The 21,855-nt window shown below is 67.1% G+C and carries 19 protein-coding genes and 1 pseudogene; 13 read left to right on the forward strand and 7 right to left on the reverse strand.

Annotated elements, in window-relative coordinates:
- The first annotated feature begins 97 nt into the window (after positions 1-97).
- The 4 genes from FV234_RS14055 to FV234_RS14070 all read left to right on the forward strand — a co-directional run bounded on the left by FV234_RS14055 (position 98) and on the right by FV234_RS14070 (position 4,560).
- Complete coding sequence (locus FV234_RS14055) at positions 98-499, forward strand: exopolysaccharide production protein YjbE (RefSeq protein WP_147762988.1); 402 nt, start codon at positions 98-100, stop codon at positions 497-499.
- Positions 500-622: 123 nt separating this feature from the next.
- Positions 623-1,804 carry a glycerate kinase gene (locus tag FV234_RS14060; protein ID WP_147829869.1) on the forward strand — a complete coding sequence of 394 codons (1,182 nt, stop codon included), beginning with the start codon at positions 623-625 and terminating at the stop codon, positions 1,802-1,804.
- 5 nt (positions 1,805-1,809) lie between these two features.
- Positions 1,810-3,192 (forward strand): SLC13 family permease, encoded by a 1,383-nt coding sequence (locus tag FV234_RS14065; RefSeq protein ID WP_187273684.1) that lies wholly within the window; start codon positions 1,810-1,812, stop codon positions 3,190-3,192.
- 162 nt (positions 3,193-3,354) lie between these two features.
- Positions 3,355-4,560: a DUF2252 family protein gene (locus tag FV234_RS14070; RefSeq protein ID WP_147829873.1), complete on the forward strand. Its 1,206-nt coding sequence runs from the start codon at positions 3,355-3,357 to the stop codon at positions 4,558-4,560.
- 247 nt (positions 4,561-4,807) lie between these two features.
- On the opposite strand, the gene FV234_RS14075 is transcribed toward FV234_RS14070, so the two are convergent.
- The 6 genes from FV234_RS14075 to FV234_RS14100 form a co-directional block, all read right to left on the reverse strand.
- Positions 4,808-5,695: a YihY/virulence factor BrkB family protein gene (locus FV234_RS14075; protein ID WP_147829875.1), complete on the reverse strand. Its 888-nt coding sequence runs from the start codon at positions 5,693-5,695 to the stop codon at positions 4,808-4,810.
- Positions 5,696-5,787: 92 nt separating this feature from the next.
- A complete protein-coding gene (locus tag FV234_RS14080; RefSeq protein WP_147762983.1) occupies positions 5,788-6,039 on the reverse strand; it encodes a hypothetical protein in 252 nt (83 codons plus the stop codon).
- Positions 6,040-6,098: 59 nt separating this feature from the next.
- Entirely contained in the window at positions 6,099-7,397 is a 1,299-nt protein-coding gene (locus tag FV234_RS14085) for a DUF2254 domain-containing protein (RefSeq protein WP_147829877.1), read from the reverse strand.
- A complete protein-coding gene (locus FV234_RS14090) occupies positions 7,394-8,389 on the reverse strand; it encodes a mechanosensitive ion channel family protein (protein WP_147829879.1) in 996 nt (331 codons plus the stop codon). Before FV234_RS14090 ends, FV234_RS14085 begins: the two co-directional genes overlap by 4 nt.
- Before the next feature lie 109 nt (positions 8,390-8,498).
- Positions 8,499-8,747 (reverse strand): hypothetical protein, encoded by a 249-nt coding sequence (locus tag FV234_RS14095; protein WP_147762980.1) that lies wholly within the window; start codon positions 8,745-8,747, stop codon positions 8,499-8,501.
- Positions 8,748-8,773: 26 nt separating this feature from the next.
- On the reverse strand, positions 8,774-9,226 hold the full coding sequence (locus FV234_RS14100) for a PRC-barrel domain-containing protein (protein ID WP_246686197.1): 453 nt from the start codon (positions 9,224-9,226) through the stop codon (positions 8,774-8,776).
- Positions 9,227-9,610: 384 nt separating this feature from the next.
- On the opposite strand from FV234_RS14100, the gene FV234_RS14105 reads away from it, so the two are divergent.
- The 8 genes from FV234_RS14105 (at position 9,611) to FV234_RS26675 (ending at position 20,545) form a co-directional block, all read left to right on the forward strand.
- On the forward strand, positions 9,611-10,165 hold the full coding sequence (locus FV234_RS14105) for a fasciclin domain-containing protein (RefSeq protein WP_210250891.1): 555 nt from the start codon (positions 9,611-9,613) through the stop codon (positions 10,163-10,165).
- 255 nt (positions 10,166-10,420) lie between these two features.
- Positions 10,421-10,690, forward strand: a complete 270-nt coding sequence (locus FV234_RS14110) for a hypothetical protein (protein WP_147829883.1) — start codon at positions 10,421-10,423, stop codon at positions 10,688-10,690.
- A gap of 95 nt (positions 10,691-10,785) precedes the next feature.
- The gene (locus FV234_RS14115; protein WP_147829885.1) at positions 10,786-11,322 is read left to right on the forward strand and encodes a YetF domain-containing protein; all 537 of its coding nucleotides are present in this window, start codon (positions 10,786-10,788) and stop codon (positions 11,320-11,322) included.
- Entirely contained in the window at positions 11,319-12,386 is a 1,068-nt protein-coding gene (locus tag FV234_RS14120) for an endonuclease/exonuclease/phosphatase family protein (RefSeq protein WP_147829887.1), read from the forward strand. The genes FV234_RS14115 and FV234_RS14120 overlap by 4 nt, the downstream gene beginning before the upstream one ends.
- 55 nt (positions 12,387-12,441) lie before the next feature.
- Entirely contained in the window at positions 12,442-13,695 is a 1,254-nt protein-coding gene (locus FV234_RS14125) for a sodium:proton antiporter (RefSeq protein WP_147829889.1), read from the forward strand.
- Between the two features lie 65 nt (positions 13,696-13,760).
- Positions 13,761-14,828, forward strand: coding sequence for a calcium/proton exchanger (gene cax / locus FV234_RS14130; protein WP_147829891.1), 1,068 nt, complete (start codon positions 13,761-13,763; stop codon positions 14,826-14,828).
- Positions 14,829-15,449: 621 nt separating this feature from the next.
- On the forward strand, positions 15,450-15,809 hold the full coding sequence (locus tag FV234_RS14135; RefSeq protein ID WP_246686198.1) for a hypothetical protein: 360 nt from the start codon (positions 15,450-15,452) through the stop codon (positions 15,807-15,809).
- Positions 15,810-16,306: 497 nt separating this feature from the next.
- Positions 16,307-20,545 carry a GAF domain-containing protein gene (locus FV234_RS26675; RefSeq protein ID WP_246686199.1) on the forward strand — a complete coding sequence of 1,413 codons (4,239 nt, stop codon included), beginning with the start codon at positions 16,307-16,309 and terminating at the stop codon, positions 20,543-20,545.
- A gap of 276 nt (positions 20,546-20,821) precedes the next feature.
- Here FV234_RS26675 and FV234_RS14155 read toward each other — a convergent pair whose 3' ends face one another.
- Positions 20,822-21,196 (reverse strand): response regulator, encoded by a 375-nt coding sequence (locus tag FV234_RS14155; RefSeq protein ID WP_147709887.1) that lies wholly within the window; start codon positions 21,194-21,196, stop codon positions 20,822-20,824.
- Positions 21,197-21,278: 82 nt separating this feature from the next.
- On the opposite strand from FV234_RS14155, the pseudogene FV234_RS14160 reads away from it, so the two are divergent.
- Positions 21,279-21,785: pseudogene (locus FV234_RS14160) on the forward strand (molybdopterin oxidoreductase); the annotation flags it as partial.
- Between the last annotated feature and the right edge of the window lie 70 nt (positions 21,786-21,855).

A 21,855-nucleotide genomic window follows, 5' to 3' on the forward strand; every position in this document is an offset into this window, starting at 1 on the left:
GTTGCCGCGTTTGCCTGGTGGGAGCCGCACCTCGTTCAGGAACCTGACGCCGCCCGCAGTCTTGTTTGCGAGAATCAAAAAACTTGAGGAAACGCTTATGAGATCGTTCGCCATCGCCGCCGCGGCCACCTTCGCCCTGGCGGTGCCGGCCTTTGCCGCCCCCTGCAACACCGGCACGACCAAGGCCAAGGACCCCACTCCCGGGCAGGTCATGCCGAAGAGCTCGGACGTCGACAAGTCGAGCCAGAACCTGGCCGGTGGCCAGCAGCCCGCCTCGCCCGGCACCATCGGCGCGATGAACAACGCCGGCGCCAACCAGATGGTCGGGCAGAAGCCCGGTTCCGAGGCGAAGAACGACCAGGGCGCCGGGGTGGGCACCTCTAGCAAGAACCTCGCGGGCGGCCAGCAGCCGGCCTCGCCGGGCACGGTCGGCGCCATGAACAACGCTGGCGCCAACCAAAAGCTCGGCGATCAGGCTACCAAGGACGATGGCTGCTGAGGTTAGCCGGACTTGTAAGCAAGGCGTCACAGGGCTCGCTTCGGATCACCGTAGCGGGCCCTTCCCATTTTTGGTCCGTCCCTCGTTGGACGCATGATGCGGTGCGAGGACCGAACTCAAGTCATGAGTATCCGCATTCTCGTCGCTCCCTCCGGCTTCAAGGGATGCCTCGACCCCGAGCATGTTGCGAGTTCGATAGCGACTGGCCTTCGTCGAGCATCGAACGGTGTCGATATCCGCGAACTGGCCCTTGCGGACGGTGGCGAGGGCACTGCCGTGACGCTTGCCCGGATGACGGGCGGTTTACTCCGGCCGACACGTGTCACGGGGCCGCTCGGCGAAACGATGGACGCGTCGTTCGCCGTGCTCGGAGGTCTCCACCGCGGAACCGCCGTCGTCGAACTCGCCGCCGCGGCAGGTTTGAGCCATGTGCCCCGTGACCGCCGCGACCCGATGCGGACGACTACCCGCGGCGTCGGAGAACTCATCCTGGCAGCAATCGACGCCGGGGCAATGAGGGTCATTGTCGGGTGTGGGGATTCCGGGGTTAACGACGGCGGCGCCGGTCTAGCGCGCGCGCTTGGCGTGCGTCTTCTTGACCGAACCGGGCGGGACATCCCAGACGGCGGCCTTGGTCTCGCCGAGCTCGACCGCATCGACCTCGGCGGCCGGGACCTGCGTCTCGCCCAAGTCAGGGTCGATGTTGCCTGCAATATCGAGAACGTTCTGACCGGCCCCCATGGCGTCGCCCGCGTCTACGGCCCGCAGAAGGGGGCGAGCAATGAGGACGTCGAGGCCATGAGCGCGGCGCTCGACCGCCTAGCCGAGGTCGTCGAGCGCGACTGCGGCGTCGATGTCCGCCTCATGCCCGGGGGAGGCGCGTCCGGGGGCGCGGGAGCCGGGCTCCACGCCCTGCTCGGCGCCCGGCTGACATCGCGCTTCGAGATCCTGTTCCCGTTCTTCGACGTCGACGCGGCGGTCGGTTGGGCGGACCTTATCGTCACCGCTGAGGGTGGCCTCGACTACAAGAGCGCCCGCGGCAAGATCCCGGCGGAGATGGGCCGGCGCGGCGCGGCCGCAGGCAAGGCGGTGATCCTGTTGGCCGGCACCCTGGGCGAGCGGTCCGGCGAGGTCTTGGAGGAAGGCGTATGCGCCTACTTCTCCGCCATCGGACGTCCGCAGTCGCTCCAGGAAGCGATGCGAGATGTCGAAAGCCAGCTTGAGCGAACCGCCGAGCAGATGATGCGGACTTTCCTGGCCGGCGCCGCTCTTGGACGTCTCCAGATCGATGCCGGTCGGGAATGATCAGGATGTCCTCCAAGCGGACCTTGCTGGTCGCCTGCGCGCTCGCAGCGCTATGCGTCGCCGTGTCCCTTCCGGAAAGTCTCGATTGGCCGGCCAGGGCCGCGCTGTTGGCCTTCGGCGGGGCCGCCATCTTCTGGACCCTGACCGAACTGAACGGCGCCTACGTCGCCGTGGCCGCCGCCCTGTCGCTCGTCGCGACGCGCGCCGTCGAGCAACAGGCGCTGATCGATGGGCTGGCTTCGAAGGTCGTGTGGCTCGTGATTGGCACCTTCGTCCTGGGCGCTGCGGTGGCGAAGAGCGGGCTCGCCGGTCGGCTAACGGCGCTGATCACTGGAGGCGGCACGACAGTCGGCGGCCTGATGTGGCGCATGACCTTCGGCATCGTCCCGCTCGCGTTTCTGATCCCGTCGACTTCCGGACGCGCCGCGATCCTCCTGCCGCTGTATCGCAGCCTGATCGAGGCCGACGACGACGAGCGCCTTGCGCGCGCCGTCGGCCTGCTGATCCCCTCCGTCATCGTCATCTCGACGATCTGCAGCCTGACCGGCGCCGGGTCGCACCTCGTTGCGGTCGATTTGCTGGAGCGTCTGTCCGACAAGACCATCGGCTTCGGGCAATGGATGCTCTGGGGACTGCCGTTCGGCCTACTCGCTTGCCTGGTTACGGCCTTCGTGATCGGTCGCCTGTTCCTCGATCGCGAGACGCGGGAGCGGCGGGTGGCTAGAGTCGAGGCCGAGGCCGGTCCCTTATCCGCCGCCGAGTGGAGAACGGGGGTGGTCGTGGCGGCCATGCTGGGCCTCTGGTTGACCGAGGGATACCACCCGTTCGGCATCGCTACCGTGGCGGTCGCTGGCGCGGTGCTGCTCACGATGCCGGTGGTCGGCGTGCTCGACTGGGACGAAGGCGTCGAGGCGGTGAACTGGTCTCTGATCCTGTTCATCGCAGCTTCGCTTGTGCTTGGGCGCGCCCTGATCTCGACCGGCGCCGCCAAGTGGCTGATAGGCTCGGCTTTGACGACGAGTGGGATCACCGATGATAGCCCGACCCTTGTGGTGCTGCTGGCCCTATCGGCGCTGGGTATGTCGGCCCACCTTTACATGGTGTCTCACACCGCGCGGGTGGCTGCGCTCCTGCCTCCCCTACTTCTCTTAGCGCAGGCGCTCCACCTCAACCCGGTCGCGGTCGCGTTCCTGGCCAATGCCGGCATGGATTACTGCCTGACGCTGCCAATCAGCTCGAAGGCGCTTCTGGTCTTCCAGGGCGGGGAGCGACAAGCTTGGACCTCGACCGACCTGCTGAAGCTTAGCGCTCTTCTGGCGCCCGCCTACGCGGCGCTGATAGTAGCCGCCTACTACCTATTATGGTCGCGAACTGGCTTGGCCCTGTGACGTCGAGAGACCGGTCCCATCGCTTTTGCGCCAAAGAAACTTGGATTTTGACCGGGCCACCGGATCGAGCAGTGGCCTGACTGATCGAGGAACGATGGTCACCGACCGTATTCCCGTTCGCGGAACGCCAACCGTTCGGCCTCCGGCCGCTGGAGCTAATTCATGTCGAAGTATCGGATCTACGAACCCGGTGAACGCCAGGCTGCTTTGGAGCGCCGGCGACTGCGCAAGATGGCGCGCACCGCCCACGGCTACGTTCGTGGCAACACGCGGCATTTCTACGAATGGCTCGGACAGATGCCCGACCTCGCCCTGCCTGAGACGCCGCCGATCTGGATCTGCGGCGACTGCCACATCGAGAACCTGGGCGCGCTCGCCGGATCGGATGGGAGCATCGCGGTCCAGATCCGGGATTTTGACCAATCCGTGATCGGCCATCCGGGACACGACCTGATCCGGCTGTGCCTATCCCTTGCGTCGGCCGCGCGCTCGTCGGACCTGTCCGGAACCGTGACCGCGCGCATGGTCGAGGAGGTCGTTCGGAACTATGCCCTGGCACTCGCTCGGGGACGCCGCGATGAGGTCCCGAAGGCGCCGGAACTCGTCGAAGCGACGCAGCGCTGCGCGTTCGACCGAAGCTGGAAGCACCTCGCCAAGGACCGCTTGAAGCACAAGACGCCTTCCATCGAGCCCGGCAAGAAGTTCTGGCCGATGGCGGCGGAGGAGCGCACGGCGGTCGTCGCGCTGTTCGCCCAGCCGGCGATCCGCGACCTAGTGCTCAAGCTCCACCGTCGCGAAGCCGAGACGCGGATCGAGGTTGTCGACGCAGCCTACTGGGTGAAGGGCTGCAGCTCGCTCGAACTGCTGCGCTATGCCGCCATCATCGAGATCCGGGACGGCGGCAAAGCCCCGAGCTACGCGCTGTTCGACATCAAGGAGGCCGAGGCTCCCATTGCACCGGCAGCCCGGCCCGAGGCGATGCCCAACGACCCGGCCGAGCGCGTGGTCACGGGTGCGCGGGCCCTCTCGCCGATCCTCGGCGAACGCATGGCTACCGGCCGGGTCATGGATCGGCCCATGTTCGTCCGCGAGTTGCTGCCCCAGGACCTGAAGATCGAGGTCGATCAGTTCGCCTCGAAGTCCGCGCTCGGCGTGGCGGGCTATCTCGCCTACGTGGTCGGCGACAGCCACGGCCGGCTGATGGACGCGGAGGCGCGCAAGGATTGGCGGCGCACGGTGCGCCAACGCGGCACCGCGGAAATCGACGCACCGGATTGGCTCTGGAAGTCCGTTGTGGCGATGTCGGGGCGTCACGAGGCGGCCTACCTCGACCATTGCTGCGCGCACGACCTAATCTACCGGCACTGAGCTCATCGGTGCTGTCGCGGCTATGAACGCGACCAAGGGAAGGGACACGGCGCCCGCCCGGCGCATGTTCAGGCAGGGCGATGGACCGCGTCGGGATAGCTCGGTCGACCGAAGGGACGGCCGCCGTGGCGAAACCGGGTCCCGCAAGTGGAACGCGGTTTGTCCGCACGTGCCGGCGACCCACGGGATCGGCATGGCCCGGCCAGGTGCCCGATCACGGTAGGGCCGAGGCGTCGACGAAGTACGATTACCCCTGTCGATCCGGATCGTTCGCGGACTGGTCATCGGCAGACCCACCTCCGTAGAGGCCGGTCTCGCTGCCGATGGCCGCGTCGAGTTCCGCTCCGCACAGCACGATGACGAATGACAGCCACAGCCAGAGCAGGAAGGCCACGACCGTGCTGAGGGAGCCGTAAGTTACTGCGAAGCTGGCGAACTTGCCCGTGAACCAAGAGAACAGGCCGCAGGTCAGCAGCAGCAGGAGCGCGGCGACGGCGCCCCCGACGGTGACGAACGGCCACCCCTCGCGCCCGTTCGAGGGGGCGAGCCGGTACAGCGTCGCCAGCGCCAGCGCGAGCACCGCGAAGAGGACCGGCCAACGCAGGGGAGAGAACGCGGCGTAGAGGCCCTCCTGCGGCAGCACGTGGGGCACGAGGACCGCCAGCGTCATCGCGCAGACCAGAACGACCAGGGTCCCCAACGTGCACAGCAGGGTGACGATGGTGAAGCGCAGCCAGCCGCGGCCTTCCCTTACGTCGAAGATCAGGTTGAGGGCCTTGAACAGCGCACGCATGCCGCTGTTGGCGCTCCACAGGGTGAAGGCCAGGCCGAGAAGCGGTGCGGCCGGGCCGAGGAGGTCGCTTCCGCGATCCGCCGGATTCTTCGCCATCGAGGCGCCCACGGCTTGCTGCACGATCTCGCGCGTGCTGTCCGGCACGGCCTGCATCGCGCCCTGAAGGAAGTTGCGGACCTCGTCCGCGCCGAGCAACCGGCTTCCTAGCCAGACCACCAGTGCCACTGCAGGGAATACCGCCAACGCGACCCGGAAGGCGACCCCCGAGGCCACGAAGCTGACCTGGTCCGCCGAAGCCTCGCGTGCGGCATGCCGGGCAATCCGGAACGCGGTTCCGCTCATGATTCCTCGCACGCCGACATGAAGGGTAGAAGACGACGGATGTCCGTGGCCGGCGACGATGCGACTGCACGCGGGCCAACGGCCGCAGCCGATCAGCGTGGCTTGGCGGCTCCCTCGCCGGTCGATCCGACCGCCCCGGCCTTGGCGCCAGGCTTCCCTTCCCCGGCGCCCGACCCTGCGGTCGTCATGTCCGTGCCCGGTCGCGTGACCTCACCGGTGGGGCGGGTCCCGACGCCCATCCCACCGGTGCGGACGCCGTCATCCTTGGGTGGCTCGGCGACGGGTGCGGCAATCGCCAGCGTGGGAAATGCCGCGACGAGGAGTGAGAGGGCGAAGCGGGTCATTCGGTCGTCCTTCGATGGATTGGAAACCAAGATGTGGCACCGGAGAATGTCGTGCGCCCTCACGCCGGCTGGTCGCCGTCGCGCATCTTCACGAAGCGGACATGCCGTGCCTCCAGATCGGAAAGGTCGTGCGGATCGGCGACGTCACGTCTGGCCGCGGCGATGACGAGATCCGCATGGCGGGCGAGCTCTGCGGTCCGGTTCGTCAGCCGCTCAACCTCGGCGATGCGGGTGAGCACGTCGAGCATCCGGGCGAGCACATGCACCGAGCCGGCGGCGTTCTGGCGGATCATGTGGAACATCGAATCGCACAGGCCGTCGTAGTCGGTCACCGGCACGACGACCACGACCTCGCCTTCGCGCGCGACCGCTCCGGTCGGCAGATGCCGCGACGCCACGCGGCAAAGGGCGTCCCCGAGGTGGTCGACGACGCTGCCGGCGGTAAACGGGTCATTGATGCCCGGCGAGAGCGCCCGGACCGCGATCTCGACGAGCTGCCGGATCGAGTATTCCAGGTCCTGAAGGGCGGCCGGGCGTCGCCCGAACGTCAGTGCCCGGCGAATGGCCGGCTCCGCGCCCTCGACCCCGGCGGAGAGGAACGCGACCGGGAACCCGCTCGGAACGTAATCCCCCGGGCGCACGCGCAGGGCGACGGTGACGCGGTGCTCGTGAGCCCAGCCAGCCAACCCATCCTCGTCGACGGCTTGAAGGTAACCGCTGCCATCGGTGGAGACCCCACCACCGGTCGGTAGCACGGCCGGGAGCGTCATGCCTGGGCCGTCGCGGGTGCGCGCCTCGACGGCGGAGAGGAGGTCGCGATGGACCGCGTCGACCACCGTCTCGACGTTGATGCTGGCGGCGATGTGGTGGACGAACCAGACCAGGGTGGCGAGCGAGAGCAGCGCAAGCACCATCGCTCCAGTGATCGCGAGGTGTGGGACGAACGGGCTCTCCTGCACGGTACGCACGGTTCGCAGGACCATCAGCGCGTAGGCGAAGGTGCCGAGGAATATGCCCAGGACGATCTGGTTGCGGGCGTCGCGGGTAAAGTTGCGCAGGAGCCTCGGACCCATCTGGCCGGAGGCCAGCGTCAGGGCCGCGATGGTGATGGAGAAGGTCGTGCCGGCGACCCCGATGGTCGAGGAGGCCACCGCGCTGAGCAAGGCCCGAGCCCCCTCGGCCCCGCCGGAATAGCCCCAGTTCTGGTTCGGCGAGGAGGCGTCGTAGCCGGCGACGTGGGCCGTCTCCAGCCAGATCCCGAGTTGCGCCAGCGCGATGCAGCCGAGAACGATCAGGGCCGGCCTGAGCCAGAACAGGTCCCCTAGCCACTCTATCCAGGCCTGGAGGCGCGCCTTCATGCCGGGTCTCCCTTCCCTTCGGAGTCCCTGCCTTCGCGCTTTCCGCGTTCGCGGTCGGCACGATCCTCACGGAGCACTTCCCAGCGGGCGCGGGGTGGTTTTTTGCCGGCGGGCCAACCTTCGCGCTGCCGGGTGCGGTCGCCATCCGACGCCTCGGTCTGGTCGTGCAGGAGGACTTGGCTCGTCGGATACGGCAAATCGATGCCGGCGGCGGTGAGCGCGTCCTTCACATTCGAGATGGCGTGATCGAGCGCATCCACCGCGTCGCGGCGCCGTGGCGGGTCGATCCAGAACCGCGCCGACATGTCGACGCCGGCCGCCCCGAGTCCCGTGACCAGCGCCTCCGGTGGCGGGTCGGCGAGCACGCCTTCGGTCCCGCGCAGGGCTTCGACGATGACGCGGCGGGCCTCCCTCATGTCGTCGCCGTTGCCGATGGTGAGCGGGAAGGCGAGTCGGCGCGTATCGTGCGCAGTCATGATCGTGATCTTGTCGACGAACAGCGTCGCATTCGGGATCAGGATGCGCTGGTTGTCGTAGGTCCGCAGCACCGTCGCCCTGACCCAGACGTCCTCGACCGTGCCCTCGTGCGCGCCAGCTCGGATCTGGTCGCCGATGACGAAAGGGCGGGTCAGCAGGATGAGGATGCCGGCAAGCAGGTTCTGCAGCACGTCCCGGAAGGCGAAGCCGATGGCGACGCCGCCGATGCCGAGGAGGTTGAACAGGTCGGCGGCCGAGACGGACGGGAAGGCCACCGAGGCTGCGACCAGGAACGAGACCAGGATCGTCATGCCACCGGCGATGCGCCCGAGGACGGCGGCCGAGCCGGGCGAGGCCTCCCGCAGTTCCGCCGCCCTGCGAACGGCGGCCCGGACGCCGCGTGCGACCAGCAATCCGACGCCGAACAGGACGAGCGCGATGACGAGCCCCGGCACGAGGGCGGCGGCCGAGCGGCCAAGCCCTTCCAGACGTCCCAGCGCTTCCGAGAAGATCATGCGGAGTCCCGTTTCATGCGAAAGCCGCCGGTGGCGGATGAGCCAGCCGGCGGCACTTCATCGTTTGCCCGCGAGGACACTTGATCCACGCGGGCGATGTCGGACCGTCTCAGCGACGCGGGCCGCCCGTGGTCTGGCCGTACTGCTTCGCACCGGGTCGGCGCGACGGCATGTTGGCGTTGCCGCCGCTGCTGCGGTGGCGCCGCATCTGCCGGCGGGACATGCGCACCTGAACAAGGTCGGAGCCGGTCGAGGTGCCGATGCCGGCCGCGTTCACGGGCAGCGCCGAGGACGGCAGGGTCGAGGCGCCAAGGCCGAGGCCGGCCAGAAGCGCCGAGGCGAGGAGGGTGTGCTTCATAGTCGTCGCTCCTTTCGTGTGGCGGATCACTTCTTCATCTTCGAGTAGGTGAACTTCGGCGCGTTCTTCAGGGTGTCCTTGTCGGTGTCGGCGTGGACCATCCACTTACCGTCCTTATCGCTGATGGCGAGCGTCGACGGGTCAAGCACGACGTAGCTCTCGCCCATGCCGAGGAACCCGCCGACGCTGACCACGACGCCGGTCAGGGTCTTGCCGTTCTCGATCACCAGGTCCTCGACCTCGCCGACGGTCTCGTTCTTGTTGTTGTAGACGGTCGTGCCGACGAGCTTGGACGACATCACGTCGGCCGGCTTCACGGTGACGTACTTGAGCTTCACCGTCGCGGTGTCGGCCATCTTCATCCCCATGTCGGAGGACGAGCTCATGCCCGTGGTCGGGGTTGCGGGCGCCGTCTGTGCGAGCGCCGGGACTGAGAGGCAAGCGAGCGCGATGGCGGCGGTGATGGTGCGATAGGACAAGACGTTCTCCGGGTGAGGGCTTCGAGGGTGCAGGTCGGGATGCCCGACCACGGGGCCAGGCATGTGCCCTTCAAGGCTGCACGGTTCGGGGCCACAACGTCCTCGTTCAGGAAACGTTCAGAAAAATCGTCGCCCGCCCCATGAACATTTCGTAAGTTACCGCCACGAAACGGATCGACAAACGGGCTTGGCAACGTCTCTCATAACAAGCGACCCGCAGTACACCGGCGCGATGCGTGGCATGAACGAAAATTAATCCTTGGTCATAGCCAACTTGAGAATGACTTTCTTGTGATGATTGCGGCGGAACTGGAAACCACATCGATCCGTAACGTCGTCATGAGCCTCGATGATCGAGGCTTGATGACGTCAACAGGATCTTCGATGATGCGTACGACCCTGACCGCCGCCATTCTCGCCTCCGGCCTCGCCTTCGTGGCCCCCGCCCTCGCCGAGACCTCCCCGATGGTCGGTGGCGCACCGATGATGGCCGACAAGACCATCGTCGAGAACGCCTCCAAGGCCAGCAACCTCACGACCCTGGTCGCCGCCGTGAAGGCCGCCGGCCTCGCCGACACCCTGAGCGGCAAGGGTCCGTTCACGGTGTTCGCCCCGACCAACGCGGCCTTCGCGAAACTCCCGGCCGGCACCGTCGACACGCTGCTGAAGCCCGACATGAAGAAGACGCTGACGGGCGTGCTCACCTACCACGTCGTGCCGGGCAAGCTTGACGCGAAGGAACTCATGGCCAAGGCGAAAATGGGCGGCGCCGAAGCCAACCTGAAGACGGTCGAGGGCCAGGTGCTGACCGTGAAGATGGACGGCGACCGTCTGGCGCTGATCGACCAGAAGGGCGGCGGCGCCTTCGTCGAGCAGGCCGACGTGTTCCAGTCGAACGGCGTCGTGCACGTCATCGACAGCGTCCTGATGCCGAAGTAACCCGACACCACGGCCGGCCTACCCCTCTCACGGGGTGGGCCGGCACCGGTGACGGCTTGGAATGTTGGACACCACCCGAAAGCGGATCGTCTCGCATCGTCGGTTTGACGGCCGGAACAGGAACTAACGGGTTCGGCGAGGTTTCAGATCGACACCCCCGATGACCGCGGAACCGACAGGACTCTTCGTATGAGCTCGCCCAACCTTGCCCGGCTTGCGTCCGGTCCCGTCGTCAGGCGCATCGTCGGAACCGTCATGATCGCCTCCGGCGTGGCGCTTGCAGGCCCCGCGGTCGCCCAGTCGGCAGCTAGCTCCATCGATCAGCCGACGCCCGGGACGTTGCCCTCCGGAACCTCGACGACGAAGGGCACCGGAAACGTGCGCCACGATGGCAACGGGCAGGTCGCGCCGCCGAGCGCGATCCAGTCCTCGACCGACGTCATGCAGTCCGAGGGCTCGGTCCAGGGCAAGACCCAGGGTGGCCGGACCGACCCGATCAAGCACCTGCCCAAGGACATGCGCTGACCGACGATTGAACGGAACGTCTGCGAGCCTCCCAGACAGGAAGATCGCATATCAAGGACCATCCCTCCGGGGACCACTCCCGGAGATTATCTTCCATGTTCTTCGATACCTGGTCCGGTCTGCTCAGGGTCATCGTCGTCGGGCCCCTGGCCTACGTCGCGCTGATCCTGTTCCTCAGGATCTCGGGCAAGCGCACCCTGACCAAGCTGAACGCCTTCGACCTCGTTGTGACCGTGGCGCTCGGCTCGACGCTGTCGTCCATCGTCCTGACGAAGTCGGTGGCGCTGCTGGAAGGGGTGCTCGCCCTCGCGACCCTCATCGGGCTGCAGTACCTGATCACCTGGTCGAGCGTCCGCTCGGCGCGGGTCAGGTCGCTGGTCAAGGCCGAGCCGACGTTGCTCGCTCACAAGGGACAGCTGGTCGAGGGTGCGATGCGCCGCCAGCGGCTGACACGGGACGACGTGCTCTCGGCCCTACGCACGGAAGGGCTCGACGACCTCTCGCAGGCCTCCGCGGTGGTCCTTGAGACCGACGGCTCGATCAGCGTGCTCAAGACGCTGTCCGACCGCGGGGACGGCCTGACCGGCGTATCCCACCCGGAGACGGGCCAACCTGCCGAGCACCGTTCGTGAAGGCCCTCGTCCGCAATACGCTCATCCTGCTCGCAACCGTCCTGGCCGCCGCGAGCCTGATCCCGCTGATCTCGACCGAATGGTGGGCGGTCCGGCTGCTCGACTTCCCGCGCCTGCCCTTCGCCGTCGGCTCGTTGGTCGTCGGTCTGGCTTTGTTCCCCTTCCTCAAGGGAACTCCGAGGTCGACCCTTCCGGCTCTTGCGCTCGCAACCCTCGCACTGGCGGTCAACGCCTGGATCCTGTGGCCTTATCGGCCCACGGGCGGCATGCGGGTCGACGCATGCCCGGCCGAGCGCCGGCTCTCCGTGCTGATCGCGAACGTGCAATTCGGGAATCGGAATGCCAGGCCCCTGGTCGAAGCCGTGGCGCGGGAGGAGCCCGACCTGTTCCTCGCCATGGAGACCGATGCGTGGTGGGACGAGGCCTTGAAGCCCGTGCTCGCGTCGATGCCCCATACCCTGCAGCGGATCACGGGGTCATACTACGGCCTCCACTTCTTCTCGCGGCTGCCACTGGTGAACGGCGGCATCCGGCACCTTGGAGAGCAGGACACCCCGGCGGTCGTGACTGGCGTCACCCTGCGCAGCGGCGAGGTCATCGACTTCATCGGTCTTCACCCGAAGCCGCCTCAGCCCTGGCAATCCGCCCGTGGGAGGGACGCCCAACTCTACGCCGCGGCGTCCGTGCTGCGCGAACGGGTCGAGCCCGGCGTCCTCGCCGGCGACCTCAACGCGACGCCCTGGGAGATCGCGGTGGAGCGCATGGCAAGGCTGTCCGGGCTGATCGACCCGCGCCGCGGCTACGGCTACGTCGCGACCTGGAACGCGCACTCGTCCTGGCTGCGCTGGCCGCTCGACCACGTCTTCCACGAAGGCGGCTTCGCGACGGTTTCCATCGAACGCCTCGACGCCTTCGGCTCGGATCACTTCCCCTACCTCGTGCGACTGTGCCGCCAGGATGCCCAAGGTGCGAAGGCGCTTCCGAAGCGGGATGACGAGGACGTCGCCACGGCCAACGCGGTGCTTGCCGCGGCGGGGACGACCGAACGACTGCAGTCCCGATGAACCTACGTGCCGCAAACGGCCTCGCAGCCCGCCTCGAAGCGGGTCGGAGACACCCATGATCTCGATCTTCGACCTCGCCGCCCTGCTGCTGACCCTCTCGGCCCTGTTCGGCTGGCTGAACCGCCGCTTCCTACGGATGCCGCACACCATTGGTCTGCTCGTGATGGGGCTGCTCGCCTCGCTCTCGCTCGTCGGCCTCGACCTCGCCTTCCCGGCCCAGCACCTCTACGCGGACCTCACCCAGGTGCTCGGCCAGGTCGACTTCACCGACGTGGTGATGAACGGCATGCTGGCGTTCCTGCTGTTTGCCGGCGCCATGAGCCTCGACCTGCGCATGCTCCGCGACCGAGCCTGGGCCGTCGCGACGTTGGCGCTGGTCGGCACCCTGATCTCCACGGCCATCGTCGGCGGCGCGTTCTGGCTGGCCGCTGACCTCATCGGCAGGCCGGTCCCGCTCGCCTGGGCCTTCGTCTTCGGATCGCTGATCAGCCCGACCGATCCGGTGGCGGTGCTGGCCACCCTCAAGAACGTGAAGGTCCCCGAGGCATTGGAGGTCGAGATGCAGGGCGAGGCCCTGTTCAACGACGGCGTCGGCATCGTGCTGTTCACGGTGCTGGTGGCCTTCGCCGCGGGCTCAGGCGGGGAGACCACGAGCGCCGGTGGCGTGGCCAAGCTGCTCGTGCAGGAGGCCGGCGGCGGCCTCGTCCTCGGGGTGGTCCCCGGCTACGTCGCCTACCGGGCGATGCGCGCCATCGACGACTTCCCCGTCGAGGTCCTGATCACCCTGGCGCTGGTCGCCGGGACCTACGCGCTCGCCCAGAAGCTCCACTTCAGCGGCCCGCTCGCGGTGGTCGCCGCAGGGCTCCTTGTCGGCGACCGGGCCCCGCGCGACGCGATGAGCGAGCGGACGCAGGGCTACGTCTCGGCGCTGTGGACGCTGATCGACGAGGTGCTGAACTCGGTCCTGTTCCTGCTGATCGGGCTGGAAGTGCTGGTGCTGCGCTTCGAGGTGAGCGGCTTGGTCCTTGCCGCCTGCGCGGTTCCCATCGTCCTCGTCGCCCGGCTGGTGGCCGTCTCGACGCCCCTGCTCATGTTCCGCTGGGGTGGCAACCTCTCGCCGCGCAACGTGCCGTTCCTGACCTGGGCAGGGGTGCGCGGCGGCATCTCGGTTGCGCTGGCGCTTTCCATCCCGGAGAGCGACGCCAAGCCCGCGATCCTGGCGGCGACCTACGCGGTGGTGCTCTTCACCATCATCGTCCAGGGCTCGACGCTAGGCATTGTGGCACGGCGCACGCTGCGCGTCGGCTGAGAGACGACGCCTACGGCACCGTCCCGCGTCGGCCGGTACACCTCCATCGGATATCGTAACCCCACATGGTCTTCACCGTCCTCCTCGTCCTCATCCCGATCTCGGCGGCGCTGAAGTACCTCGTCGGGGCCTCGCCGCTCTTGGTGTTCGCCTCCAGCGCGCTGGCCATCGCCGTCCTGGCGGAGTGGGTCCGACGCGCCACCGATCAGCTCGCCGACCGGGTCGGGCCTGCCATCGGCGGCCTGCTCACCGTCAGCTTTGGCAGCATCGCCGAGCTCGTCCTCGCTCTGTTCGTGCTCCTGCGCGGCGAGGCCGCGGTGGTGCAGGCGCAGATCGCCGGCTCGATCATGGGGACCAGCCTGTTCGGGCTCGGTCTCGCCATCATCGTCGGCGGGGCGACGCGGGAGCGGCAGAAGTTCAGCGCGGAGCGCGCCGGCCTGCTGTCGACCCTGCTGATCCTCGTCGTCATCGCCCTGCTGCTGCCGGCCGTGTTCGACCTAAGCGGACGCATGTCCGGCCAGGGCAAAATGTTGAGCATCACCGACGAGGAGGTCAGCCTTGGCGTCTCAGTCGTTCTGCTGCTGCTCTACCTCGCCAACCTTGCCTTCACCCTGGTCACCCACCGCGACGTGTTCTCGAACGACAAGGGCAGCGGCGAGGCCGACTGGAGCCTGTCGTTCGCCATCGGGGTCCTGATCGCCGCGACGGTCGCCATCGCCTTCGAGTCCGAGATGCTCTCGGGGACGATCACTGAGGCCGCCGGGAGCCTGCACCTCTCGCCGATGTTTCTCGGCGTGATCGTACTGGCCCTGGTCGGCACGGCCGGCGACCTGTTCGCGGCGGCCTGGTTCGCGCACGAGGACCGCATGGGGCTCGTCTTGAACATCTGCATCGGCTCGGCCATCCAAGTCGCGCTGGTGCTGGCACCGCTCCTGGTCATCATCTCCTGGGCGCTGGGCCACCCGATGTCGCTGGTGTTCTCGAACCCGCTGCACCTGTTCGGCATCGCGAGCACCGCCTTCATCGTCAACGCCATCGCCCGCGACGGCGAAACCACGTGGTTCGAGGGACTTTTGCTCCTCGGGGTCTACGTCCTGTTCGGCCTGGCCTTCTTCTTCGCGAGTCCGACCTGACTCCTTTATGGCACCGCGCCATCCCGGATAGCGGGGGGGCGCAAGACCGACCGGCGTCTCAATCCCCATGACGGCGCTGGTGGCCATGCCGGCGAATGGAGTGCTGCCTATGCGGCGTCGGGATGCCGGCGAAAGCGTGCGCCTGTGATCCTGGCCATCGCCGATGCGCTCCGCCACCGTAGTTGAGGCCGCCCTGTAAAGCCGTCCCCACGGTCGTTAGGCCACGTTTCTGCGTCACGACCCGCCGTCTGAATGCGTAATGCGTTCACCTCAAGCATCGTGCTTCGCGTAGTTTTTCTATACCGGTACAAACCATGGGCAGTGACTGCATGATCTGTTGCGTAGTGTTTTAGCCTGACGAATATGGAACTGTTTTGGTTCCGACGCCGTTCTCAGATCATGCAAAACATCTCCGGAAAATCTTTGCGCATGAACAAGATTGCACTCGTTGCGACGGCAGCCTTGGGCCTTGGCGTATTAGCATCGCCATCCGTTGAGGCTCGTGGCTTCGGCCATGGTGGTGGCTTCGGCCATGGCGGGTTCGGTCACGGTGGCGGCTTTGGCCGTGGTGGCTTCGGTCACGGCGGGTTCGGTCGTGGCTTCGGCGGCGGATACAGGGGAGTGGGTTTCGGGCGCGGCGGGTTCGGTCGCGGCTTCGGCGGGTATAGGGGCGTCGGCTTCGGCGGCGGTTATGGTCGTGGCTACGGCGGGTACCGCGGTGGGTATGGCCGCGGATACTACGGTGGCGGCTACGGGCGCCGGGGTATCGGACCGGGTGCCGTGATCGGGCTTGGCATCGCCGGCCTCGCAGCGGGTGCCATCGCATCGAACGCCTACGGTGGATATGGTTACGGCGGATACGGCTACGCCCGTCCGGTCGGTTACGGCTACGGCGGTGGTTATGGTGGTGGCTATGGCTACGGCCAGCCGGTCGGCTACGGCGGCGGCTACGGGTATTCGCCCTACGGCTGCGGGTACTGACATCCCGACACGTTTTATTTCGGGGCCGCCTTCGGGCGGCCCTTTCTTTTTTGGGAGCGCCTGCTTGCAGTCGGCTCGGCAAGACAGAGAACCACGGCCGGAACGAGTGAATTCTATTCGGTCCGCTTCCGAACGGCGACGCAACGCGGCGAACGTTAGGGTCGCGCCAGCCCACGCCGCTACTCGAAGCGTCAGCCTGTCTGTTCGTGAGAAGGTTGTGCTCTGCCGAGAACGTTCCGACGACGGTGGCTTAACATAGGTTGATAGCTCTGATCCGCCGTGCGAAAATATGTCATGTCCAACACCCCAACGCGTTGCGTCTCCCTGAGCTTGTTGGAAAGCTACCTCCAGGCACAGGTTGCCTCCGGACGCTACGCGAGCGTCAGCAAGGTCATCCGCTCGGCCTGCGCCTCATGATCGACCCCGAGGCCCCTATCCTTGTACCTCGATCTAGGCGAGGGAGCCTGAAGATCGGCCGCTTATTGGCCTGACGCGAGATGACCGACATTCCCTACAATGTAGCCGATCCGGCTCGCCTCGCCGCGCTCGGCGCCCATGAAATCCTCGACACCCCGCCCGAGCAGGGCTTTGACGACGTCGTGCGTCTCGCGACGCGCCTTTGCGCCACGCCGGTCGCCCTCGTCAGCCTGGTCGCCGCCGACCGGCAGTGGTTCAAGGCCCGCGTCGGCTTCCCCCATTGCGAGACCGACCTCGATAGCTCTGTCTGCAAGTTCGCCCTCGTCGAGCCCGACCTCCTCGTAATCCCGGACCTGAGCGCCGATCCGCGGACCATGGCCAACCCGCTGGTCACGGGCGAGCCGCACATCCGCTTCTATGCGGGCGCGCCGCTCCGCACCCTCGAAGGGCAGGTGCTGGGCTCGTTGTGCGTCATCGACACCGTGCCCCGGCCCGGCGGATTGACCCCGGAGCAGGCCGACGACCTCAGGGCGCTCGGACGCCAGGTGGCGAACCTTCTGGAGATGCGCCGCGCCGTTGAAGGCCGCGACCAGGCTCTGGAACGGCAGCGCACCAAGTTGCGGCAGGCCCGGCGCATCGAGGTCCTCGCCAAGGCCTCGCAGGCCCTGCTGACCGCCACCGATCCCGCCGCGGTGCTCGATCCCATCCTGTCCGCGAGTGCGGGCACCCTCGGGTTCGACCGCAGCTACATCTACGAGGTCTGGCAGGACAGCCGACATCTGCGCCTCACCCACTCCCTCGGCGCGACCGAGGAGTTGAAGGCCCTCGTCCATCGGATGCCCTACGGGACACCACTTAGCGGCATCGTCGCCGAAGAGCGTCGACCGCTGATCCTGACCGATGTCCAGAACAGCGAGGAGCCCGCTTACCAGACCGCCCGGGACATCGGGTTGAACGCCTACGCCGGCTTCCCGATCATGAGCCGCGGCAGCCTGCGCGGCGTGATCTCCTTCGCCTCGACCCAGGTGACCAAGTTCGACACGGACGCGCTTTCCTTCTTCGAGACACTCGCCCGACTGATCTCGGCGGTCTACGAGCGCCTGGATGGGGAGGAGGCCCAGCGCGAGAGCGAGGTGCGTTATCGAACCCTGTTCGAAAACATCGACGCCGGCTTCTGCATCTGCGAGGTGAGGTTCGATGGGGACGGACGCGCGGCCGACCATCGCGTGCTATCGGCGAACTCAGCCTTCGAGAAGCACACCGGCCTGACGGACGCCGCAGGGCGATGGGCCACCGAGATCGCACCCGGCATCGAGCAGCACTGGCACGACGCCTACGGGCAGGTCGTCCGGACGAAGCAGGCGATCCGGTTCGAGGGAGAGGCCGCACCGCTCGGCCGCTGGTACGATGCTCACCTATTCCCGGCCGGCGACGACCGCGTGGCGATGCTCATCGTCGACATCACCGAGCGTCGACTGGTGCAGGACGCCCTGCGCGGGAGCGAGGCGCTGGCGCGGGAGAACGGCGAGCGCGTGCAACTCGCGCTGGCAGCCGGCGCCATCATCGGCACCTGGCATTGGGACATACCCTCCGACCGCTTCACCGTCGACGAGGGCTTCGCCCGTTCCTTTGGCCTCGATCCCACGCTTGGACGGACGGGCATCCCCCTCGCCCAGATCGTGGCGACGGTGCACCCCGACGACCAGGCGGGGTTGGCCGCCGCCATCGAGGAGGTGATCGCGCGCGGCGGTGCCTACGCCCACCAGTACCGCGTGCGCCGGTCCGACGGACGCTACTACTGGATCGAGGCGAACGGGCGCGTCGATCTCGCCCCGGACGGCTCGGCCCTGACCTTCCCGGGCGTGCTGATCGACATCGAGCAGCGCCGCATGGAGGCCATGCTGATCGAGCTGTCCGAGCGGTTGCGCACGCTGGACACGCCGCAGGCGATGGCCCTTGCCGCTGCCGAGACCGTCGGCCACGCGCTCAGCCTTTCGCGCGCGGCCTACGGCGATGTGGACGAGCCGGGCCAGCACATCGTCATCGCACGGGACTGGCTGGCATCGGGTCAGCGCAGCGCGGCCGGAAGCCACAGCTTCGCCGACTACGGCAACTTCAATGAAGCCCTGCGGCGCGGCGAGGATGTCGCGGTCGCCGACGTGACCGTCGATCCCCGCACCGTGGGACAAGTCGATAGCTTTCGTGCACTCGACATCGGGTCCATGGCCAACCTGCCGTTGATGGAGGACGGGCATCTCAAAGTGGTGTTCTGCCTGCATCGTGACCGTGCCCAGTATTGGTCCGCAGAGGAGTTGGCCTTCGCCCGCCGGGTCATGGACCGCACCGAGGTCGAGATCGCGCGGCGCTCGGTCTCGAAGCAACTCCGAGAGAGCGAGACGCGCTACCGCACCCTTTTCGAGAGCATCGACGTCGGGTTCTGCATCGTCGAGATGAAGTTCGACGATGCGGACCGAGCGGTCGACTACCGCATCGTGGAGGCCAATCCGGCCTTCGAACGGCAAACCGGCGCCAAGGTCGCCGGTCTCTGGGTCAGCGAGTTCGCCCCGGACCTGGAGCGGCACTGGTTCGACACCTACGGGCGCGTCGCGCTCACGGGCGAGCCGGCGCACTTCGAGAACAAGGCGGACAGGTTCGGGCGCTGGTTCGACGTGCGTGCGTTGCGCGTCGGCGACCCGGCCGACCACCGCGTCGCGATCTTCTTCAGCGACATCAACGACCGCAAGGGCATGGAGGAAGCGCTCCGTCGGTTGAACGACACGCTCGAACAGAAGGTTCAGGAGCGCACGCAGGAGCGCGACCGGCTCTGGAGCAACACCCAGGACATCCAGGTCATCATCGACGGCGAGGGTGTTTTCCAGGCCGTCAATCCGGCCTTCACCGCGATCCTCGGTTGGACATCTGAAGATGCGGTCGGCAAACCCCTGTTCGAGTTCCTCATCCCGGACGACGAAGGTGTGACAGACCGTGCGCTCCAGCATGCCCGCGTCCAGAGCCTGCCGGTCGTTGAGAACCGGTACCGGCACAAGGACGGGGGCTTCCGCTGGATCTCGTGGGTGGCCGCCCCCGACGGCGACCTGATCTACGCGAGCGGCCGACACATCACGGCGGAGAAGGAGCAGGCCGAGGCCCTTCAGAACACCGAGGAGGCATTGCGTCAGTCGCAAAAGATGGAGGCGGTGGGCCAGCTCACCGGAGGGCTGGCGCACGACTTCAACAACCTGCTCGCGGGGATCTCTGGCTCACTGGAGTTGATGCAGAAGCGCATCGACCAGGGCCGGTTCACGGACGTCGACCGCTACATGACCGTGGCGCAGGGGGCAGCCAAGCGGGCAGCCGCGCTCACCCACCGCCTGCTGGCGTTCTCGCGCCGGCAGACCCTCGATCCAAAACCCACGAACGTGAACCGCCTCATCAGCGGCATGGAGGAACTCGTCCGACGCACGGTGGGGCCGGCGATCCATATGGAAGTGGTCGGAGCGGCAGGGATCTGGCCCGCCTTGATCGACCCAGGCCAGCTTGAGAACGCGCTCCTGAACCTCTGCATCAACGCCCGCGACGCGATGCCGGACGGCGGCCGCATCACCATCGAGACGGCGAACAAGTGGCTCGACGAGAACGGCGCGCGCCAGCACGACATGGCACCGGGCCAGTACCTCAGCGTCTGCGTGACCGACACCGGGACCGGCATGTCGCCGAGCCTCATCGCGAAGGTGTTCGAGCCGTTCTTCACGACGAAGCCGCTCGGGCAGGGCACGGGGCTCGGCCTCTCGATGGTCTATGGCTTCGCCAAGCAGTCGGGCGGGCAGGTGCGGATCTACTCCGAGGTCGGGGAGGGCTCGACCATATGCCTGTACCTGCCGCGTCACTACGGGGAGACCGACGAGGAGGGGCTCGCGCAGAAGCTCGACGAGGCCTCGCGCGCCGAGCAGGGCGAGACGGTGCTCATCGTGGACGACGAGCCGTCGGTGCGCATGCTGGTCACCGAGGTGCTTGAGGATCTCGGCTACACCGCCATCGAGGCGGGAGACAGCGCCGCGGGGCTCAAGGTGCTCCAGTCCGACGTCCGCATCGACCTGCTCGTCACGGATGTCGGTCTGCCGGGCGGAATGAACGGGCGCCAGATGGCGGATGCGGCCCGCGAACGACGTCCCGATCTGCGAGTGCTGTTCATCACCGGCTACGCCGAGAACAGCGTCATCACCAACGGGCACCTGGACCCCAGCATGCAGGTGCTGACCAAGCCCTTCGCAATGGATACGCTCGCCTCGCGGATCAAGGATCTCATCACCTCGCGGTGATCATGTCCGCTCCAATCGTTGCCATTAGCTTCTGCTCCCCCCCGAGCCAACGTTGATGCATGGCCGCTTTCGGGACCTGCCGATTGCCGTCAACGTTACCGGGATGGGTCGGGGCCCGTCCGTTTGCCCTACAACCGGATTAGTTGCGAAGCGGAACGTCTCCTCCGGGGCGAAGGGTCAGGGTCACCTCCCGACTCGTTGCCGACGCTCGCGACAAGCCGCATCCATCAGGTTCCAACGATGAATCGCCAACGGTCTAAGGTCCCCGGACGTCGATCAGACCGCGTCATGGATCGCGTCGATGACTTGGCCCGCGCTGTAGGGTTTCGGAACGAACAGGCCGTGGTCGGGGATTTCGCCGTCGGCGAAGCGCTGGCGTCCCGAGGTCACGACGAGGCGGATATCGGGCCAGGCGTCGTGGACGCGTCCGGCCAGGGTCACCCCACACATGGTGCCCGGCATGTCGACATCGGTGAATAGCGCGCCGATGTCGGAGCGCTCGTGGAGGATGAACCACGCCTCGTCGGCATGGCGGGCCTCGATGATCGAGAAGCCCGCATCTTCAAGCATCTCGACCGCGCAGAGGCGCACGAGGTCATCGTCCTCGACGACGAGGACGGCCGAGGCTTCCATGGAGCGCTTCGTCGTCATGGTTTCGCAACACAGGTTAAACCGATTAGTTGCCTACAGAAGTCGCGTCATCTGGTTGCCCCGGGTCGAACGGACGCCCGCGGGCTTCGCCGGCGTGCGCAGCCCCAAGTGGCTCCGGCGTTTGACCGTCCAGGACCACCCATCTGACAACCCGATCCAGGCCGGCGACTACAAGCTGTACCCGGCCGACGTGACCGCCGAGACTGTCGATCCGGCCAATGGCCACACCATCGATACGATGCCGTTGAACGCCGCGATCTGCGAGCCCGGGTCTGGGGCCGCGCTCAAATCGGGGAGCAACAGGATCCGCGGCTACGCGGTGAGCGGGGATCGGGCCGTCGTACGCGTCGACGTCTCCGGGAACGGGGGCCGATCCTGGGTGCAGGCCGAGCTCGAACGCGAGGCGGCGGCTCCGTTCGCCTGGACGTTCTGGAGCACGAGCCTCGACCTGCCTCCGGGCGAGCATGAGCTCGCCGTGCGCGCCTGGGACGAAGCGGGCCAGACGCAGCCGGCACTGCCGGACGAGACCTGGAACCATAAGGGCTACCTATGCGCCTGCTGGCATCGGGTGCGAGTGAACGTCACCTAGGGACGGACGGTCTGGCATGTCGGCTACCGCCACCCTCATGGACGACGTCATGCCTGGCGGTCATCCCGAT

Source organism: Methylobacterium sp. WL8, from assembly GCF_008040045.1.
GTDB classification, from domain to species: Bacteria; Pseudomonadota; Alphaproteobacteria; order Rhizobiales; family Beijerinckiaceae; genus Methylobacterium; species Methylobacterium cerastii.

Coding starts and splice junctions, on each gene's coding strand:
- FV234_RS14055 (WP_147762988.1), top strand. CDS start 98: ATGAGATCGTTCGCCATCGCCGCCGCGGCCACCTTCGCCCTGGCGGTG.
- FV234_RS14060 (WP_147829869.1), top strand. CDS start 623: ATGAGTATCCGCATTCTCGTCGCTCCCTCCGGCTTCAAGGGATGCCTC.
- FV234_RS14065 (WP_187273684.1), top strand. CDS start 1,810: ATGTCCTCCAAGCGGACCTTGCTGGTCGCCTGCGCGCTCGCAGCGCTA.
- FV234_RS14070 (WP_147829873.1), top strand. CDS start 3,355: ATGTCGAAGTATCGGATCTACGAACCCGGTGAACGCCAGGCTGCTTTG.
- FV234_RS14075 (WP_147829875.1), bottom strand. CDS start 5,695: ATGAGCGGAACCGCGTTCCGGATTGCCCGGCATGCCGCACGCGAGGCT.
- FV234_RS14080 (WP_147762983.1), bottom strand. CDS start 6,039: ATGACCCGCTTCGCCCTCTCACTCCTCGTCGCGGCATTTCCCACGCTG.
- FV234_RS14085 (WP_147829877.1), bottom strand. CDS start 7,397: ATGAAGGCGCGCCTCCAGGCCTGGATAGAGTGGCTAGGGGACCTGTTC.
- FV234_RS14090 (WP_147829879.1), bottom strand. CDS start 8,389: ATGATCTTCTCGGAAGCGCTGGGACGTCTGGAAGGGCTTGGCCGCTCG.
- FV234_RS14095 (WP_147762980.1), bottom strand. CDS start 8,747: ATGAAGCACACCCTCCTCGCCTCGGCGCTTCTGGCCGGCCTCGGCCTT.
- FV234_RS14105 (WP_210250891.1), top strand. CDS start 9,611: ATGATGCGTACGACCCTGACCGCCGCCATTCTCGCCTCCGGCCTCGCC.
- FV234_RS14110 (WP_147829883.1), top strand. CDS start 10,421: ATGATCGCCTCCGGCGTGGCGCTTGCAGGCCCCGCGGTCGCCCAGTCG.
- FV234_RS14115 (WP_147829885.1), top strand. CDS start 10,786: ATGTTCTTCGATACCTGGTCCGGTCTGCTCAGGGTCATCGTCGTCGGG.
- FV234_RS14125 (WP_147829889.1), top strand. CDS start 12,442: ATGATCTCGATCTTCGACCTCGCCGCCCTGCTGCTGACCCTCTCGGCC.
- cax (WP_147829891.1), top strand. CDS start 13,761: ATGGTCTTCACCGTCCTCCTCGTCCTCATCCCGATCTCGGCGGCGCTG.
- FV234_RS26675 (WP_246686199.1), top strand. CDS start 16,307: ATGACCGACATTCCCTACAATGTAGCCGATCCGGCTCGCCTCGCCGCG.
- FV234_RS14155 (WP_147709887.1), bottom strand. CDS start 21,196: ATGACGACGAAGCGCTCCATGGAAGCCTCGGCCGTCCTCGTCGTCGAG.